A 15,482-nucleotide genomic window follows, 5' to 3' on the forward strand; every position below is an offset into this window, starting at 1 on the left:
AACTCGCTCGGGTAAGGCTTAGGCACAGCAACATCCTTCCAGCCCGCCCCGAAGAGCAAGCCAACTCAGATGTCACCTACTCGTGCAGCAGACCCCATCCTGTCGCGTGGAGAGTGGCTACCCTGGGACGTGCTCGGGGCGGCCTTCTTCGGTTCTTTCGCTGTCTGGAGCCGCAGACGGCCTGTGCTGGAAGGAAGGGCATCCCTGTCCTGAACGGATTGACCGTTGGCGTGCCAAGCGAGCGCAATCTCCTCGCACGCCTGGGCGCTCCGTCCGTATGAGGATCCGTAACGGTGGGCAGCGTCCCCGTCACTTGCTCGTTGCCAGCCCCAGCGGGCGAGCGTGAATGCTCTACGGCTCCCGCACATGCCCGACGCCGGAATGTGCTCTCTACGACGTCAGGCCGGGATCTCGCGGGCTCACTTCGCCCATGAGGCTCGGCACTTTGCCATACTCTGTCAATGTCTGGAATAGCGTTGGCCGCCGAGGTGGATGGAGGCTGCTTGTGGCCGTAAGTCATGACGCGTCGGCGAGCGCGCTGGGCTACCTCTATCAGGTCGACTGGGCCCTGCTCGAGATCCTGCGTTCGGGGCCTGATCGGCCGGACCAAGCGCTCATGCTTGAGAAGCTAGATGACGTCTCGTGGCAGGTCGGAGATGACCCAGAGACTTTGCTCCAATTGAAGGACCATAGCGCAGGGGCTCCTGCCATCGGAGATATGAGCGACGACATCTGGCGCACGCTCGGCGTGTGGATGGACGACGCGAAGTTCGTCGACGACGAAGGACCGACCTTCTGGTTGATCTCGACCGGCAGGTTCCAGTCCGGGTCTGCGCTCAGCCTTCTCAGCACCGATGACAGAAACGAGCAATCCGCGAAGAGCCAACTCGACGCGGCGGCGGAAGTCTCGACCGCGAAAGCGACGGCGAAGCGGAGGAAGCAATGGCTGGCCCTCTCTGATGCAGAGCGGGTGAGCCTGATCGGCCGGATCACCGCCGTAGACGCCGAAGTTCGGATAGGCGCCATTGGCGACGAGATCAGACGCGTGCTGTACTTCATCGCACCCGCGGACGACTCTCGGTGGCAGATCTTCGAGGAACGTCTCTTCGGATGGTGGCACGCGGTCTCCGTCGACATGCTGTCCGGGTATCGCGGCCCGATAACGGCGCTGCAGGTTCGCAGCTACATCGAGCGCCTGAGAGATGAGTTTTCGGCAGACAATCTGCCCACGTCCGTCGTGCTCGGGCCCGAGGAACGAGCGGCCGCTGTCAACGATCATAAGGACCGCGTGTTCGTCCATCAGCTCGGCTGGGTGCGGGTTCACCCTCGCCAGATCGAGTTGGCAATTCTCGACTTTCATCGAGCTGTGGTTCAGACGACGGACTGGGCGGACAGGAGTTTGATCGAGATGAGTGAGTTCGACAGCTTCAAGACGAACCTTGCCGATGAGTGGGAGCAGGCCTACTACGCGATGCTTGCAGAGGTACCCGAAGGTGCATCCGACGACCTCAAATCGGCACTCGGACGCGAACTGTTCAACAAGCTACGGGACGCAGTGGGCCTGTCGATTCGACGGTCGTACAGCGAACCGTTCTACCGGCGTGGGGTCCAGTACGAGCTGGCTGACGAAGCAGTCTGCGGTTGGCACCCGGATTTCGGTGAGCTTGTCAAGAGTCTTACGACGGAGGATCGGTGACCATCTCAGCCGACCGTTTGATGGAGCTCCCGAATTGGTCCACGCGATCCAGCTCGGCCGCGTCGATGCTCAACCCCGCCCTGATATCGCTGTGTGTAGCGGCGGCTGCAATTCGATTCGAAGACGAGGCGGGCGAGCGCATGCCATGGGAGCTCAGCTTTCTAGTCCCTCCGATGGCGCTGCACCGCGACACCCGCGAAATGCTGCCCAACCGGGTCGACTCTCACATGCCGCGATGGGTCGAGAGAAACCCCGTCCTCCACGCTGGCCTGTCTGCTCGAGCACAAAGCATGAGCCCATTTGTGCGAGAAGGTCTGCGCTTCGGGATTCGTGCAGAGGCGCTCAAGCTGCACGATGATGCCACGGTGTCCGGTCGCATCCTGGGCAAAGTGAATCGCGATGCGGATGCCGAGTTGACTGCGATCATTCGGGCATCCAGCTTCCTCGGCCGGTGGTTCGGGCACATCGGCGATCAGGCAACGGTGTATGGCGTCTTGGGTGTGACACCATGACACCGTGCAGCTTCTGAGTATCGCGATCTATCACGCTGACGGGCGGAACAGAACGGTCGACTTCCGTCCCGGCGCTCTGAACGTGGTCCTGGGGAACTCCCGTACTGGCAAAACGGCGCTCCAGGACATCGTCGACTTCACACTCGGTCGGGACGACGTGAAGATGCCGCCTGGCATCATCGGACGCACGGTTTCCTGGTTCGGCACCTTGTGGTCTCTCACGCCCGGAGGCGCTCGTGTCTTCCTTGGCAGGCCCGCCGTTTCTCACGGGGCGAAAGAGACGTCCCTAGCATTCATCAGATTCGGAGGCGCTGAGCTCGGTATTCCCGACGCCAAGGACCTGGTGGTGAACACGGACTCAGAGTCACTGCGAGCACAGGTCGGAGCACAAATAGGCCTAAGCGATGTGGAGATTGAGCCGCGCGAGGGATCGATACAAGGCTCGTTCGCAGTTGGTCTTGGCGCGAGCGCCTTCTACTGCTTTCAAGGCCAACACGAGGTGGCCAATCGAACTCTCCTGTTCCACCGTCAGGAAAATCCAGGTGTTGCCCAGACGATCCGCGACACCCTGCCGTACTTCCTCGGCGCCATCGACGGAGATCAGGCGCACAAGCGCTCGGAGTTACGGGCAGCTAGCCGCGCACTCCGCGCAGTTGATTCCCGCCTTTCGTCGACGCTGACAGAAGAGAGCGAGCGCGACGGCCAGCTCCGGTCATTGCTGAAGCAGGCGTATGCCGTTGGGCTTACGGATGTAGAAAGCGTTGAGTCCCGGGAACTGCTACTCGGGCTCCTGGAGACACTCCGCCATGACGTCACGCCACCGGGAGAACTGCAGGCGGCCGAAGAGGCTCAAGCGAGAGTGAAGGAGCTCCGCGATCGGCGCACCGGGCTCCGCCAAGCGCTCGGGCAGGTATTGGATGACCGCGCCTTCGTTCTGGACTCGGCCGCCGGGGCGTCCGGCTATGGGAAGGCCCTAGGTCAGCAGGTGGGCCGTCTTCGAAGTATCGGCCTAGTTGCGGACGCCCCGGACGGAGTTGTTGCCGGCGACCATTGCCCAGTTTGTAGTCAGGTGCTCCCAGGGAGTGACCCGACCCCCCGACTACTCGCACAACGGCTGAGTTCGCTGCGGCAAGAGATTGAGACACTTGCACTCGCGCAGCCCGCGCGCGAGCAAGCGCTACGGGATCTCGGCTCCACCGCCGAGGATCTCCGCGGCCAGCTCCTTGAGGTCGAGTCAGCTCTGGCGGCAATGCAATCGGCGGGAGCCGGAGACAGAAGTATTGACCCCGGACGGCGAGAGTTCGTACGTGGACGCATCGATGCGACGCTCGAGGACCATGACCCCAATGACGCCGAAGCGCTGGACCGTCTGCGCGCATCAAGAGAAACACTTCGACTTCGTGTCGAGGCGCTGCAAAACGAGCTTGACGCGGCAGCGGCCGTCGATAGGCTCGCATCGCTTCTTGCGGCCGTAAATCGGAAGATCACGCACTATGCGCAGCGACTCGAACTCGAACACTCCGAGCGGAACGTTTGGCTCGATAGTGCACGCCTCACAATCATGGTGGATTCGGTTGAAGGTGCAGTTCCCTTGGCGGCGATCGGCAGCGGCGCAAACTGGGTTGGGTACCATCTCGCGGCTCACCTCGGCCTACACGAGTTCTTCGTTGAGAACGAACGTCCCGTTCCCCGTGTCCTGATGATCGACCAACCGTCTCAGGTCTTCTTTGCCGCCAGCCGAGCGCGTGCGGAAGGCAGCGATGACGAGCATGCGGTGCGTCAGATGTTTGAGTTGCTGTGGTCGTTCTGCGCTGAGTTGGCTCCGAACTTCCAGATCATTCTGAGCGAGCATGCTGACGTGGACGAGCCGTGGTTCAGCGACTCCATCGTCGAAGACTGGCGCGGCGATGATGGACTCGTGCCGAGAGACTGGGCAGATGAGGCGACTTGGGCCGAACTCGAACGCGAGGCACGGCCGATGGCGGCAAGTGAAGAAGGGTCATAGCCGCCCGGCACGCGCCTAGCAGGACCGGAGCCTCACGTGATTGCGGTGGCGAACGAAAGAAACAACATCAGGGCGCCAGCGCCGCCCGCAAGCCGGTCCGCTTGCGTGCGCGTCAGCCGCGGAATCCTGGGGTCTACGCGCGGGAGCCCGCAACTGCCCGGGATGCATCGGATGAGCGCGGCCGCCACACGTCAGACGCGCTCGGCCCGTGCAGCAGCCTTCGCGTCGATGCGCCGCTGGTTCAGCTCGCGTGAGAAAGGGTCGTGGAGGTGCTGGTCGATGTTGAGAGGCACGTTCGCCGCGGCGAGCAATTCTCCCTCCGCGGTCCAAGGCGCGGGGTCACGCACCCAGCTCACTCGCGCATGCCGTTGCATCCACTCGGTGAGCACCGCCTCGCCAGTCCCCCAGTGGACCCGTCCTGCGTGGAGCGCGAGCGTCAAGCCCAGGTCGTCCGCGAGCAGAATGCCGAGCGAGAGGCGCAACGTGCTCCACGACGCGTCTCGCTTCGCGTGCGAGCGGAGCCGCGAGCGGATGTTCCCGGTGCTGGCTATGCCCGCGGCGGTCGGCTTGCGCGGCGAGATGCCGGTGTACAGCAGGTCAAATCCGTCCGTGGCGGCGTAGTCGCGTGCGGGCACCCGCAACGCACCCGGCGTGAACCACCAGGCGTACACACCGCCTTCTTTCGGCGCTGTCCCGACTTCGAACACTCGGGTCAGTTCTCGTGGGTTGAGAGTGCGCTCAGCAGCGAACGAAAGGCCTGGCATGGCGTCAGCGTATCGGCGGCGTCACTCGTGGGGCGTGAGCGACAAAATGGGCAGCGACTCGAAGGCGGCGTCGAGCAGGGCGTTCGTTCCGCCAATCAGGTCGATATCTTCCAGCGGTAGAACCCCTGGCCGCTCGACCGGCGCACGCACCCCGGCGAAGTACCGGCTCATCTCCACTGCGTCGGTAGTCACGAGCGCCTCTAGGAAATCCACGCCGACGAACGCGGTGGGCACGGTCGTCACCGGCAGGGACTCGCGCACCTCCGGTCCGTTCGCCATCACGAAGTTGCCGAGGGTGACGACAAGTGCCAGCACCGGTCGGTCGGTGGGGATGTCAGCGAGTTCGGCGTGCCCTCCGCCAAGCGCCTGGACCGTCTTGTTGATTTGGTCGAGCGGCTTCGCGAGACGCGCGTGAACCTGCTCGACAGTGCCGAACCCTTCCTGGAGATTGCGAGCGGGGGTCATCGCCTTGCACTCGATGAGCAGCACAACGTCGGGCAGAACGACGAACCAATCAATGGTCTTCACGCGGCTCCGCCGGGGGCCGTACGAGAGTTCGGGAACGACAACCGCACCGGCAATCTGCCGGAGCTGCCTGCCGACGTACTGCTCGAACAACTGACCAGAGTCACGGCGGAAGGCCTCGCCCCATCTGCTGGTGCCCTCGTGAACGATTCCGAGTGCTGAAGCTCGCACCTCGATCGCGGGAAAGCACGGTGCGACGAAGTGATCGGCGATGCCATCGATAAGTGGCGCGCTGAACAGCGGGTTGAAGGCGAACGGCTCGCGGAGGAACTGCTGGGCAGTCGTGCCGCCGAAGCGCTCGACGTGAGTTCGTCGCTGTGCCCGGTAGTCGCCGACCGTCATGGTGAACCCTTGCCGAACGACACGGTCGAAGGCCTCTGAGCCTCCTAGCGCTTCGAGGGCCGGTTCAAGCTCGGGAGCCCACTCGAACGGATAGTGGCTCCCCTGAAGCAGCGCGGCGTGGAGAGCGAACCCGACCGACACCCACTGCTCCACGGAGCAGCCGAGCAACTCCTCTTGCCAGCCCGATGTCATGACCTCGGGAACGTAGTCCTCCAGAAACTCCGTGTCGCGGAAGAAGGCGACAGCGCGCGCCCAATGCATCCCCGCGTCGGGCGCTTGGAAGGGTATTTGCGAGTAGATGAGGCGTAGGACCATTGCGAACCCTGACCCCGGCTCCCCGAGGCCTGGATGTTCAAGGTTGAGGAACATCCAGCACATCCGTCCGAGTTCGGCGGGTGTTGGCGAGCCGCCACCCACCGTGCCCCATTGAAGGAACGTTGCCGCGACTCCGGCGATGTCCCATGGGAGGAAGGGCTTTACTCGCCCGCGTTCATCTGTGGGCTGGCCGTCCCACGCTCTCGACGCGACGCTGATCATCTGGAGCGTCGCATCGCGATCGAACCGTCGGCAGAACGCCCGCAGGTCTTGATACCGAGTAGCGCCCTCGATGGCGGGGGTGGTCACGAGTCATTCCGGGTTGGCAGCTCCGAGGAAATCAGCGCGGCATCATCCGGGTGGAAGTACAGCTCGTGCTCCGCGTTGTGGACGGTCCGCGCGTTCAACCGCTTTGCCCAAGTGTCGTTTCCTTGGACCTCGCGGTCAAACGCTCCATTGAGGAGAGCTTCTGTTTCGCCCTCCGACTGAGACGGGTAGACAGCACCGAGAACCAGCGCGGTTGTTCGATTCAGCGGCAACGAAACGCTTGGGGCGTTCTGAAACCCCCATGCCCCTCGCTCGTCGTGAGCGTCGTTGAGACTCACGGGCGCATCAGAGGTGATTAGGGACGGAGTATCGAAGCGAACTAGCGTCCAGTAGCGGCTGAGAAACTGGTTCATCACGGTATCGGAGCCATTCGCAATCCGCTGCGCGTGGTACAGCGCGTCGATGACGACGAGAGACCTCCCGGCGCCGACCTCTGAGTCCCACGCGTCGCGAGCGCGCTCCTCGGTCAAAGGCATTCCGTGGTTCGCGAACCACTTCGCAGCGCCGTGCTCCTCGACGAATCGCGTCTCGCGTTCGACCATGTCGTCCTGCAGCGACTCCATGAGGCGCCGCTGTTCGGGGCCACGGAGCGCTTGAAGCGCGATGTAGGCGCCGAGCGCGACGCGGTAGTCAAGCGACAACGGCCAAACCTCACCCTTCTTACCGTTCACGATCTTGTCGATGACCCGCTTCCCTGGATCTTCCACTGAGCCGAACGCCTTCTCGACGGCGTTCGGGTCTTTGGCGTAGGAATCGACGGCGTAGAAGCCTCGCTTCATCGCGGTGACGCCGACGCCTCCCCGTGCGCGGCGGCCAGTGGCGATGGTCGCGACACGAACCTCCCCCGCATCCGCCCAGCGGCGCAAGTAGCTCCGTGGAACGAAGTGATGCTTGTCCCCGTCTGGGTGGCTCATGAGACCAAGTGTGGCGGTTCGGTTCAGCGGCCGCCCAGTCCTACGGAAAATTGAGTACGGAATGCTTCCATTCTGGGTTCACGTCACCCGAGGCACCGAAGAGGGCTGGCGTCATCCCAGAGCAGTCCGACCGCCGGCTCGCGAAGGCAAAGACGACACCTGCGATGTGGCGCGCGTGAAGTTACGACCGCATTGACGAAGACGACGAGAACCTCACCTCGGTCGAAGGTACGAGCATCGGCCGGGGAGCGGACTGGTGGAGCAGCTTCTTGGCCCTGATTCGAATCGTGCGACTGCTTCCGCGCGCCCGTCGGTGAGGGGCGCCCTTGGGTAGCGCCTACTGCGACGGTTGGCCCCGGGCGAGGTAAACGAGACGACCCAATCGAGGTGCGTGCGGTCGAAGTCGGCCGACCGGCGGCCATCCGGTAGCCGCGAACAGGTGGATGTCCAGGCGCCCGATCCGATCGCCTCGATTCGGAACTGCCGCTGAATGTGCGGGACACTGACTCCGTCGTGGAGTTATCCGGCCCGCCCGCGCCGCCCGGGCGGGAGGAGGCCGCGCTCGCGTGCCTTCGTGACCCATCCCTGGGCAGTCGACAGCGCTACGCCGTTGATCTCCGCCATCGTCGCGCTCGGGTTCGCGTCGCCCTGCTGCGTGAGCCGGCCGTGCTGCAGCGCGACCAGCTCGTAGAAGTCCGGCACCTTCTTCGGGTCGCCGAGCGGCTTGAGCAGGTCTCGCTCGCTGACCTTCCGCCCCGACGGCAGCACGATCTTGCCGCCGGTGATCGTCTCGGTGCGCTTCATCGCGAAGAGGCGCTTGTTGATCGCCGCCTCGATACGTGCCGTCGGCAGCTCGCGGAGGAGCTGGCTCGTGATCGGGTCACCAGGGCGCCACGGCAGGTAGATGACGCCGGTGATGCGGATCTCCTCGGGCACGGCGAAGAGTTGTCGCTGCAAGCGGATCATCACGCGGGTGTGCGTGGCTTCGTGCTCAAGGTAGCGCCAGCGTCCGCCGGTGGTCTCGTACTGGTCGGAGTCCACCGGCGCGTCCTGATCGCCGTAGCCGAGCACCGCATCGATCTGCGCGCTCGCGTCATCGTCGCGCTCGCCGGGGAACCGGCCGGGCAGGTACCACCCTTCGGGCAGGTCGTCGGCGACGATCAGGTCGTCGTACGACTGGTCACCGAGGCGGGGCGTCGAGGCGGGCATGCGTCGATTCTAACCACTTAACTCAGGTACTTGCCGAAATACGCGGAGCGGTGCTATTCTCAGGTACTTGCAAATAGCCGCGCATGTGTCGGCGTGCACCAGATGCCAGCACTGCGGCGATAGAGCCGAAGGGGTGCATCATGGTCGACACCGCACTGAGGGTCGAGTACCTGAGTCGAGTCGAGGCGGCCGAGCGGTGCCGCATCCCGGTCTCGAGCTTCGACAAGCTGCGCCACGACGGGCTCATCCCCGAGCCTGACGCCCGCATGGGCAAGCACCTGCTCTGGAGCGCCGACACCATCGACGACCTGCTCGCGCGAGGCGGAACGGAACACTGATGGCCGGGCGGCCGAACCGCGATACCCCGAGCCGCGTCGATCCGAGAACGGGCCGCCCGCTGCCCGAGGGCATTCGCTGGCGGGCCGACCGGCAGAGATACCAGATCCGCGTCGTCGGCCCGAGTGTCGAGGGCGGCGCGGCCGAACGCTCCCGCACGTTCCTGACGCTGGCGGAGGCCAAGCGCGAGCTCGCGAAGATGGTCGCCGGCCGCAACCCGAACGGCTCGATGACGCTCGAGCAGTGGCACGAGAAGTACTGGCCGGCGATCGAATCCTCGGTGCGGCCGGCGACCGCGCGCAGCTACGGCGTGGGTTGGCGGCTCCGCGTGAAGCCGAGCCTGGGCCGCCACCGGCTCGAAGACATCACCTCGCCGATGATCGAGTCGGCGATGGTGGCGTGGTCGGGCGGGGCATCCGCGAAGAACGATGCGCTCGCGGTGCTCTCACGTCTGCTGGATGGCGCGCGGCGTTCCCGGTTCATCGATCACAACCCGGCCCGCGAGGTGAAGCGTCCGAGCATGCGCGAGTCCATCTCGCCGGTCTCGCGCGCGCTCACGCTCGACCAGATCCGGACGCTCCTGGATCTCGTACCCGAGGGGGCCTACCGTGGCTACCTCGCCGCGCTCGTCTACACCGGGATGCGGGCGGGGGAGGCGACCGCGCTGCGGGTCGGCGACGTCGACTTCGCGCGCGGTGTCATCCACGTCAGCCGGTCGCTGAGTCCTGGTCGGCACGGCGAGCTGATCGAGCAGTCGCCGAAGAGCCACAAGTCCCGCGACGTCCCATTGATTGACGCGCTCCGCCCCTACGCCGAGATCGCTGCGAGAGGCAAACAGGCGAACGACCTACTGCTCGCCGGGCCCGACGGCGGCAGGCTCACCAACCACAACGCGCGACGAGGCGTCGACTGGGAGACGCTTCGCGAGGCGATCGGCCGGCCCGACCTGCGCATCCACGACCTCCGGCACACCTTCGCGACGATCCTGTTCGACGCCGGCGCCAGCGCGCCCGACGTGCAGGCGACGCTCGGTCACTCGAGCCTGCAAGTCACCGAGCGTTACTCGCGCGCCCGCGAGGGCGTCGCGCTTCGCGCCGGCGCCGCCCTCAACGACGCGCTCAAGAACGCAGCCGGCGAACCTACGAAACGAACCACACGGCGGACCCCTGCCGACCTTAATGGCACATTAATGGCACAGCCTCACCGGCGCCCCGGCGAGATCGCCCGCTGAAACCAGAAAACCCCCGGTAAACCGGGGGTTTCAATGGTGGCTCCGACGGGCGTCGATCCCGTGACCTCACGATTTTCAGTCGTGCGCTCTACCAACTGAGCTACAGAGCCTCAGGATGAAACACCCTGAGAAGGAGAAAGCCCCTTCTCTCGTAAGGGAAAGGGCTTGTCGCCTGAGCGACCCTGACGGGACTTGAACCCGCGACCTCCGCCGTGACAGGGCGGCACGCTAACCAACTGCGCTACAGGGCCTCGTGGTGCCTTTCGGCACCGGAGCTATTCAATTATATGTGTTGTCGTGCAGTGACCCCAACGGGATTCGAACCCGTGCTGCCGCCGTGAAAGGGCGGTGTCCTAGGCCACTAAACGATGGGGCCGGAGGGCGTTGCCTGGGCACGCCCGCCGACAGCCAAGCATACGTGCACCGAGCCGAGATGGCAAAACGAGGGCGGCGGATGCCTCGTGGTCGCCGCCGACGCCTGCCACGCGGCATCCGGGACATGCCCTCGAAATGCCCCGAATACGCGGGACCCGCGCCTATCGTGGGGGCTGCCAGTGCCCGAACCGAGAGTTGAGGAGCGCGGGGACCCGAGCCCGCGTGGACGGGGAATGATGTACCGCACCACCGCACGAACGCCCACCGCCGAGGCTCGAACGAGCCTCGGCGCCGGGAGTGCCCGCGGCGCTCAGGGCCCTCGGCGACCGCGAGCGACGCACCGCCTCGTGGCCCTCGTCGCGATCATCGCCGCCGCGCTCGTCGGTCCGGTCGTCGCGCCCCTCCAGCCGGCGTTCGCCGCGACGTATCCGAGCTGGGACGAGCTGCAGGCGGCGAAGGCGAACACCGCGGCCGGTGCCGCGGCAGTCGAGCAGGTCACCGCACTCATCGCGCAACTCGAGGTCAACGTCGAGATCACGCGCGCCGAGGCCGAGCGCCGCACCGACGAGCTCTTCGTGGCGCAGCAGAAGTACGACGAGGCGGTGCTCCGCGCCGACCAGATCCAGGCGCAGGCCGATGCATCCGTCGCCGAGGCGCAAGCGGCCGAGACCAACGCGGGTCAGGTGGCCGCCCAGCTGTATCGTTCCGGCGGCAGCGACGTCGGGGTGAACCTCTTCCTCGACGCGGGCAACGCGCAGGCGACCGACACCCTGCTCTCGAAGCTCGGCAACATGGAGAAGATGGTCGAGCGAACCTCGAGCATCTACGATCGCGCGCAAGAGAAGAAGAACACGGCGGCAGCGCTCAGCGGGCAGGCGGAAGTGGCTCAGGCCGAGCGCGAGAAGCTGCGCATCGCGGCCGAGGCGGCCCTCGTCGCAGCGCAGGAAGCCCAGGCTGCAGCCGAGGCCGCCCTCGCCGAGTCCCAGGCGAAGAAGATCGAGCTCGACGCGCAACTCGCGTTCCTCAAGGACACCGAGGCGAAGACCACTGCGGCCTACCAGGAGGGCGAGCGGATCCGCCAGGAGGAGGAGCGCAAGCGCCGGGAGGAGGCGATGCGCGCCGGCACGCCCGGCACGCCCGCGTCGTCGGGCTGGGCCAAGCCGGCCGCCGGCCGCATCACGGGTGACTTCGGGCCGCGCTCGCCGATCTGCGCGGGCGACGGATGCTCCGGCTCCTTCCACTACGCCGTCGACCTCGGCACCGGGTGCGATGCGCCGATCTTTGCGGCGAACAGCGGCGTCGTAACGTTCTCGGGTTATTCGGGCAGCTACGGCAACTTCATCAAGATCGACCACGGCGGCGGCATCTCGACCGGGTACGCGCACATCCGCGACGGCGGCCGATTCGTCGGCGTGGGCGAGTGGGTCGGAGCAGGGCAGAACATCGCGTCGAGCGGCACGACCGGGGCATCGACGGGTTGTCACCTGCACTTCGAGGTCTACAGCGGCGGCAGCCGCATCGATCCGCAGCCGTTCATGGCCGATCGGGGGATCTACTTTGGCTGAGAACCGCACCCGCCCCGTCTCGCGCGTGAAGCCCGCCACGGTCTTCTCGGCGGTCGCCGTCGGCGCCGTCACCGCCTCCGTCGTCGTCGGCGGAGGGCCCGCCATGGCCGAGCCCGACTACCCGTCGTGGAGCGAGATCGAGCAGGCGAAGGCCAACGAGTCCACGAAGCAGGCCGAGATCGCACGCGTCGGCGAACTGCTGGCAGGGCTGCAACAGGTGGCGGATGTCGCGGTGCAGGCGTCGCAGATGGCCGACGAGTCCTACCGCATCGCCGTCGACCAGCGCGACCGCGCGGCCGAACGCGAGCAGACCCTGGCGAAGCAGGCCGACGAGGCCGACGCGGTCGCCGAGATCTCGAAGATGCGGGCGGGCCTGCTCGCCGCCCACCTGGCGAAGACGGCGGGCAGCGACCTGACCGGTGAGCTCGTGTTCTCGGGCGAGAAGACCGACGGCCTGCTCAAGCAGCTCGGCATGGCGTCGAAGCTCGGCGAGCAGTCGCAGGCCGTCTACGAGCAGGCGATCGCCGACCGCAACACCGCCGACGCGCTGCGCGCGCAAGCCGGGCAGGCGGCCGCCGAACGCACCCGTCTCGCGGCGATCGCCGAGACGAAGGCGAACGAGGCGCACACCGCTGCGGAGTCGGCGACGGCCGCCGTCGCCGTGCAAGAGCAGCGTTCGGCCGAGCTCTACGCCCAGCTCGCGACCCTGAAGGACACGACGGCCGAACTCGAGCGCGAGCGCGTCGAGGGGCAGGCGCGCGATGCGGCGCAAGCGGCGCTCGAGGCGAGCCGGCCGGTCGCTCCGGCACCGCCGGCCGTCGGCGGGGGCGGCAACAGTGGTGGCGGTGGCGGCAACACCGGCGGCGGCACGCCCGCCCCGAATCCCGACCCGGCGCCGCCGAACGCGAGCGCCGTCGAGACGGCGATCTGGTTCGCGAGCCAGCAGCTCGGCGAGCCGTACCGACTCGGCGGGGCCGGCCCCGATCAGTGGGACTGCTCGGGCCTCACCCGGGCCGCCTACGGCGCGGCGGGCATCGGCATCGGCACGCACTCGGCCACGAACCAGTACCGCACGCTCGCCGGCCGCGGCAAGGCGGTCTCCCTGTCGCAGATCCAGCGCGGCGACCTGCTCTTCTGGGGCTCGGGCGGCGACTACTACCACGTCGCGATCTACCTCGGCGGCGGCCGCATCCTCGAGGCGCCGCGCGAGGGCGTACCGGTGCGCGAGTACTTCATCTGGGGCAGCCCCTCGGCCGCGGCGCGCCCCGCCGCCTGAACTCGTTCGCCGTTCGCTCTGGCTGCCCGGCTCGCCATTCCAGCCAACCGCCCGCGCGGGTTTGTATGACGAAGGCCCCTGAGCAGGACGATTTCCGTTCGGAACGTCCTACAAAGGGGCCTTCGTCCTACATGGCGGATGCCACGGCGAGCGAGGCTCACCGCGAGCAGGTGCGCCGAGCGGATGCCGCGTGGCTGCGACATCCGCTCGGTTGAGGCTGGTGACCGGGGTCGGCCCTAGTGGCCGGGGTACGCCGCGATCGCCTTCTGGATCAGCGACTCGGCCTCGGCGGCGTTCGCCCAGCCCTCGGTCTTGACCCACTTGCCGGGCTCGAGGTCTTTGTAGTGCTCGAAGAAGTGCTCGATCTCCTTGCGCGTGAACTCGGGGATGTCGTCGACGTCCTGGACGTGGTTCCAGCGGGGGTCGCCGGCGGGCACCGCGATGACCTTGGCGTCGCCGCCGCCGTCGTCGGTCATGTGGAAGACGCCCACGGGGCGCACCTTCACGCCAACGCCCGGGAAGAGCGGGAAGTCGAGCAACACGAGCACGTCGAGCGGGTCGCCGTCGTCGCCCAGAGTGTTCTCGAAGAAGCCGTAGTCGGTCGGGTAGACGAACGTCGTGTAGAGCACACGGTCGAGGAACACCCGGCCGGTCTCGTGGTCGACCTCGTACTTGTTGCGGCTCCCCTTGGGGATCTCGATGACGGCGGCGTACTCGCCCATGCTGGTTCTCCTCGTGTGTGGAAGCGCTGTGAATGCGCGGTCTGGAAGCTTCGTCGCCCGCGCAGGGCGCGGTTAAGGTTACTTGATGCCCTCTGACCGCCGCCCGCGACTGACGCCGCCCATCGCCGACGTGCGCCGGGCCGTTCGCGTCGCGCTCGCGCCGGCTCCCGCGCCTGCCCCTGCCCCCGCCCCTGCGCCGACTCCTGCCCCTGCGCCGACTCCTGCCCCTGCGCCGACTCCTGCCCCAGCTCCGGCCGCCGCGGGTGTTGCCCGATCAGGGGATGCTGCCCGCCACGCCGTTGTGGAGGGCCCTGCAGGCGGCGTGTCGCCCGAATCCCCTGATCGGGCAGCACCGCTCGTGCTCGTCGCGCTCTCGGGCGGGGCGGATTCGCTCGCGCTCGCCGCAGCGGCGGCGTTCGAGGGGCCGCGGGCCGGGTGGCGCGCCGGTGCCGTCGTCGTCGACCACGGTTTGCAGAGCGGGTCGGCGGATGTCGCGGCTCGCGCAGCGGCGACCGCCCGCGAACTCGGACTCGACCCCGTGATGGTGCGACGTGTCGAGGTCGCCGTGTCGGGACCCGGCAGTGAGGGCGGCCCCGAGGCATCCGCTCGCACCGCCCGCTATGCCGCGCTCGACGTGGCGGCGACCGAGACGGGCGCAGCGCTCGTGGTGCTCGGCCACACGCTCGACGACCAGGCCGAGACCGTGCTGCTCGGCCTCGCTCGGGGCTCGGGCGCCGCGAGCCTCTCGGGAATGCCGGCCCGCGCGGGCCGGTACGCCCGGCCGCTCCTCGGCATCCGCCGGGAGACGACGCGGCAGGCGTGCCTCGACGCGGGGCTCGCCCCGTGGGACGACCCGCACAACCTCGACCCCGCGTACGCCCGGGTGCGGGTGCGCGAACGCGTGCTGCCCGTGCTCGAGGCCGAGCTCGGGCCGGGCATCGCCGAGGCGCTCGCACGCACGGCCGAGCAGCTGCGCGAAGACGAGCAGGCCTTCGACGAGCAGATCGAGGAGTTCATCGAGGAGATCTGCGAGCCCGCCGAGGCCGGCATCGCGATCTCGGTCGGGGCGCTCGCGGCGAATCCGGCGGCGCTGCGACAGCGCATCATCCGGCATGTCGTCGGCAGCGAGTTCGGCGTCTCGCTCTCGCGCGTGCAGACGCTGGAGGTCGCGCGGCTCGTGACCGATTGGCACGGCCAGGGCCCGATCGACCTGCCCGGCGGCGTGCTCGCGACGCGGGCCGGCCGCCACATCGTGCTGAGCACGACCGGGTCGACCGAGATCCTTCCCCACGGCCACTGAGCGCGCCGAGCACGCGGGGCACGCGGGGCAGCGCGTAGGCTCGACGCATCCGTTCGTCGTCACAGAAG

Annotated in this window: 13 protein-coding genes and 3 tRNA genes; 8 read left to right on the plus strand and 8 right to left on the minus strand. The window is 67.0% G+C overall.

Annotated features, from left to right (window positions below; genetic code table 11):
• Positions 1–718 precede the first annotated feature (718 nt).
• From ACWGST_RS12410 to ACWGST_RS12420, 3 genes are read left to right on the plus strand one after another with little or no spacing between them, the layout of a single operon-like run.
• The gene (locus tag ACWGST_RS12410) at positions 719–1,696 is read left to right on the plus strand and encodes an ABC-three component system protein (RefSeq protein WP_452046976.1); all 978 of its coding nucleotides are present in this window, start codon (positions 719–721) and stop codon (positions 1,694–1,696) included.
• Positions 1,693–2,208, plus strand: coding sequence for a three component ABC system middle component (locus ACWGST_RS12415; protein ID WP_452046977.1), 516 nt, complete (start codon positions 1,693–1,695; stop codon positions 2,206–2,208). The genes ACWGST_RS12410 and ACWGST_RS12415 overlap by 4 nt, the downstream gene beginning before the upstream one ends.
• 4 nt (positions 2,209–2,212) lie before the next feature.
• Complete coding sequence (locus ACWGST_RS12420) at positions 2,213–4,213, plus strand: DUF3732 domain-containing protein (RefSeq protein WP_452046978.1); 2,001 nt, start codon at positions 2,213–2,215, stop codon at positions 4,211–4,213.
• A 191-nt stretch (positions 4,214–4,404) separates the two neighbouring features.
• On the opposite strand, the gene ACWGST_RS12425 is transcribed toward ACWGST_RS12420, so the two are convergent.
• The 4 genes from ACWGST_RS12425 to ACWGST_RS12440 all read right to left on the minus strand — a co-directional run bounded on the left by ACWGST_RS12425 (position 4,405) and on the right by ACWGST_RS12440 (position 8,609).
• On the minus strand, positions 4,405–4,977 hold the full coding sequence (locus tag ACWGST_RS12425) for a GIY-YIG nuclease family protein (RefSeq protein ID WP_452046979.1): 573 nt from the start codon (positions 4,975–4,977) through the stop codon (positions 4,405–4,407).
• Positions 4,978–4,998: 21 nt separating this feature from the next.
• Positions 4,999–6,468 carry a nuclease-related domain-containing protein gene (locus ACWGST_RS12430; RefSeq protein WP_452046980.1) on the minus strand — a complete coding sequence of 490 codons (1,470 nt, stop codon included), beginning with the start codon at positions 6,466–6,468 and terminating at the stop codon, positions 4,999–5,001.
• The gene (locus ACWGST_RS12435) at positions 6,465–7,400 is read right to left on the minus strand and encodes a DUF4238 domain-containing protein (RefSeq protein ID WP_452046981.1); all 936 of its coding nucleotides are present in this window, start codon (positions 7,398–7,400) and stop codon (positions 6,465–6,467) included. The genes ACWGST_RS12430 and ACWGST_RS12435 overlap by 4 nt, the downstream gene beginning before the upstream one ends.
• 519 nt (positions 7,401–7,919) lie before the next feature.
• Positions 7,920–8,609, minus strand: coding sequence for a hypothetical protein (locus ACWGST_RS12440; protein WP_452046982.1), 690 nt, complete (start codon positions 8,607–8,609; stop codon positions 7,920–7,922).
• 140 nt (positions 8,610–8,749) lie between these two features.
• On the opposite strand from ACWGST_RS12440, the gene ACWGST_RS12445 reads away from it, so the two are divergent.
• Together ACWGST_RS12445 and ACWGST_RS12450 are read left to right on the plus strand one after the other, a co-directional pair.
• The gene (locus ACWGST_RS12445) at positions 8,750–8,947 is read left to right on the plus strand and encodes a hypothetical protein (protein ID WP_452046983.1); all 198 of its coding nucleotides are present in this window, start codon (positions 8,750–8,752) and stop codon (positions 8,945–8,947) included.
• A complete protein-coding gene (locus ACWGST_RS12450; RefSeq protein WP_452046984.1) occupies positions 8,947–10,176 on the plus strand; it encodes a tyrosine-type recombinase/integrase in 1,230 nt (409 codons plus the stop codon). The genes ACWGST_RS12445 and ACWGST_RS12450 overlap by 1 nt, the downstream gene beginning before the upstream one ends.
• 34 nt (positions 10,177–10,210) lie before the next feature.
• On the opposite strand, the gene ACWGST_RS12455 is transcribed toward ACWGST_RS12450, so the two are convergent.
• From ACWGST_RS12455 to ACWGST_RS12465, 3 genes are all read right to left on the minus strand, one after another.
• Positions 10,211–10,286, minus strand: a tRNA-Phe gene (locus ACWGST_RS12455).
• Positions 10,287–10,353: 67 nt separating this feature from the next.
• A tRNA-Asp gene (locus ACWGST_RS12460) sits at positions 10,354–10,427 on the minus strand.
• A gap of 52 nt (positions 10,428–10,479) precedes the next feature.
• A tRNA-Glu gene (locus ACWGST_RS12465) sits at positions 10,480–10,552 on the minus strand.
• Positions 10,553–10,898: 346 nt separating this feature from the next.
• On the opposite strand from ACWGST_RS12465, the gene ACWGST_RS12470 reads away from it, so the two are divergent.
• Complete coding sequence (locus tag ACWGST_RS12470; RefSeq protein WP_452046985.1) at positions 10,899–12,116, plus strand: peptidoglycan DD-metalloendopeptidase family protein; 1,218 nt, start codon at positions 10,899–10,901, stop codon at positions 12,114–12,116.
• Complete coding sequence (locus ACWGST_RS12475; RefSeq protein WP_452046986.1) at positions 12,109–13,392, plus strand: NlpC/P60 family protein; 1,284 nt, start codon at positions 12,109–12,111, stop codon at positions 13,390–13,392. Before ACWGST_RS12470 ends, ACWGST_RS12475 begins: the two co-directional genes overlap by 8 nt.
• Positions 13,393–13,628: 236 nt before the next feature.
• On the opposite strand, the gene ppa is transcribed toward ACWGST_RS12475, so the two are convergent.
• Entirely contained in the window at positions 13,629–14,114 is a 486-nt protein-coding gene (ppa, locus tag ACWGST_RS12480) for an inorganic diphosphatase (protein ID WP_452046987.1), read from the minus strand.
• A 322-nt stretch (positions 14,115–14,436) separates the two neighbouring features.
• On the opposite strand from ppa, the gene tilS reads away from it, so the two are divergent.
• The gene (gene tilS / locus ACWGST_RS12485; protein WP_452046988.1) at positions 14,437–15,414 is read left to right on the plus strand and encodes a tRNA lysidine(34) synthetase TilS; all 978 of its coding nucleotides are present in this window, start codon (positions 14,437–14,439) and stop codon (positions 15,412–15,414) included.
• The last annotated feature ends 68 nt before the right edge of the window (positions 15,415–15,482 follow it).

It is taken from the genome of Agromyces sp. NPDC055520, from assembly GCF_053619715.1.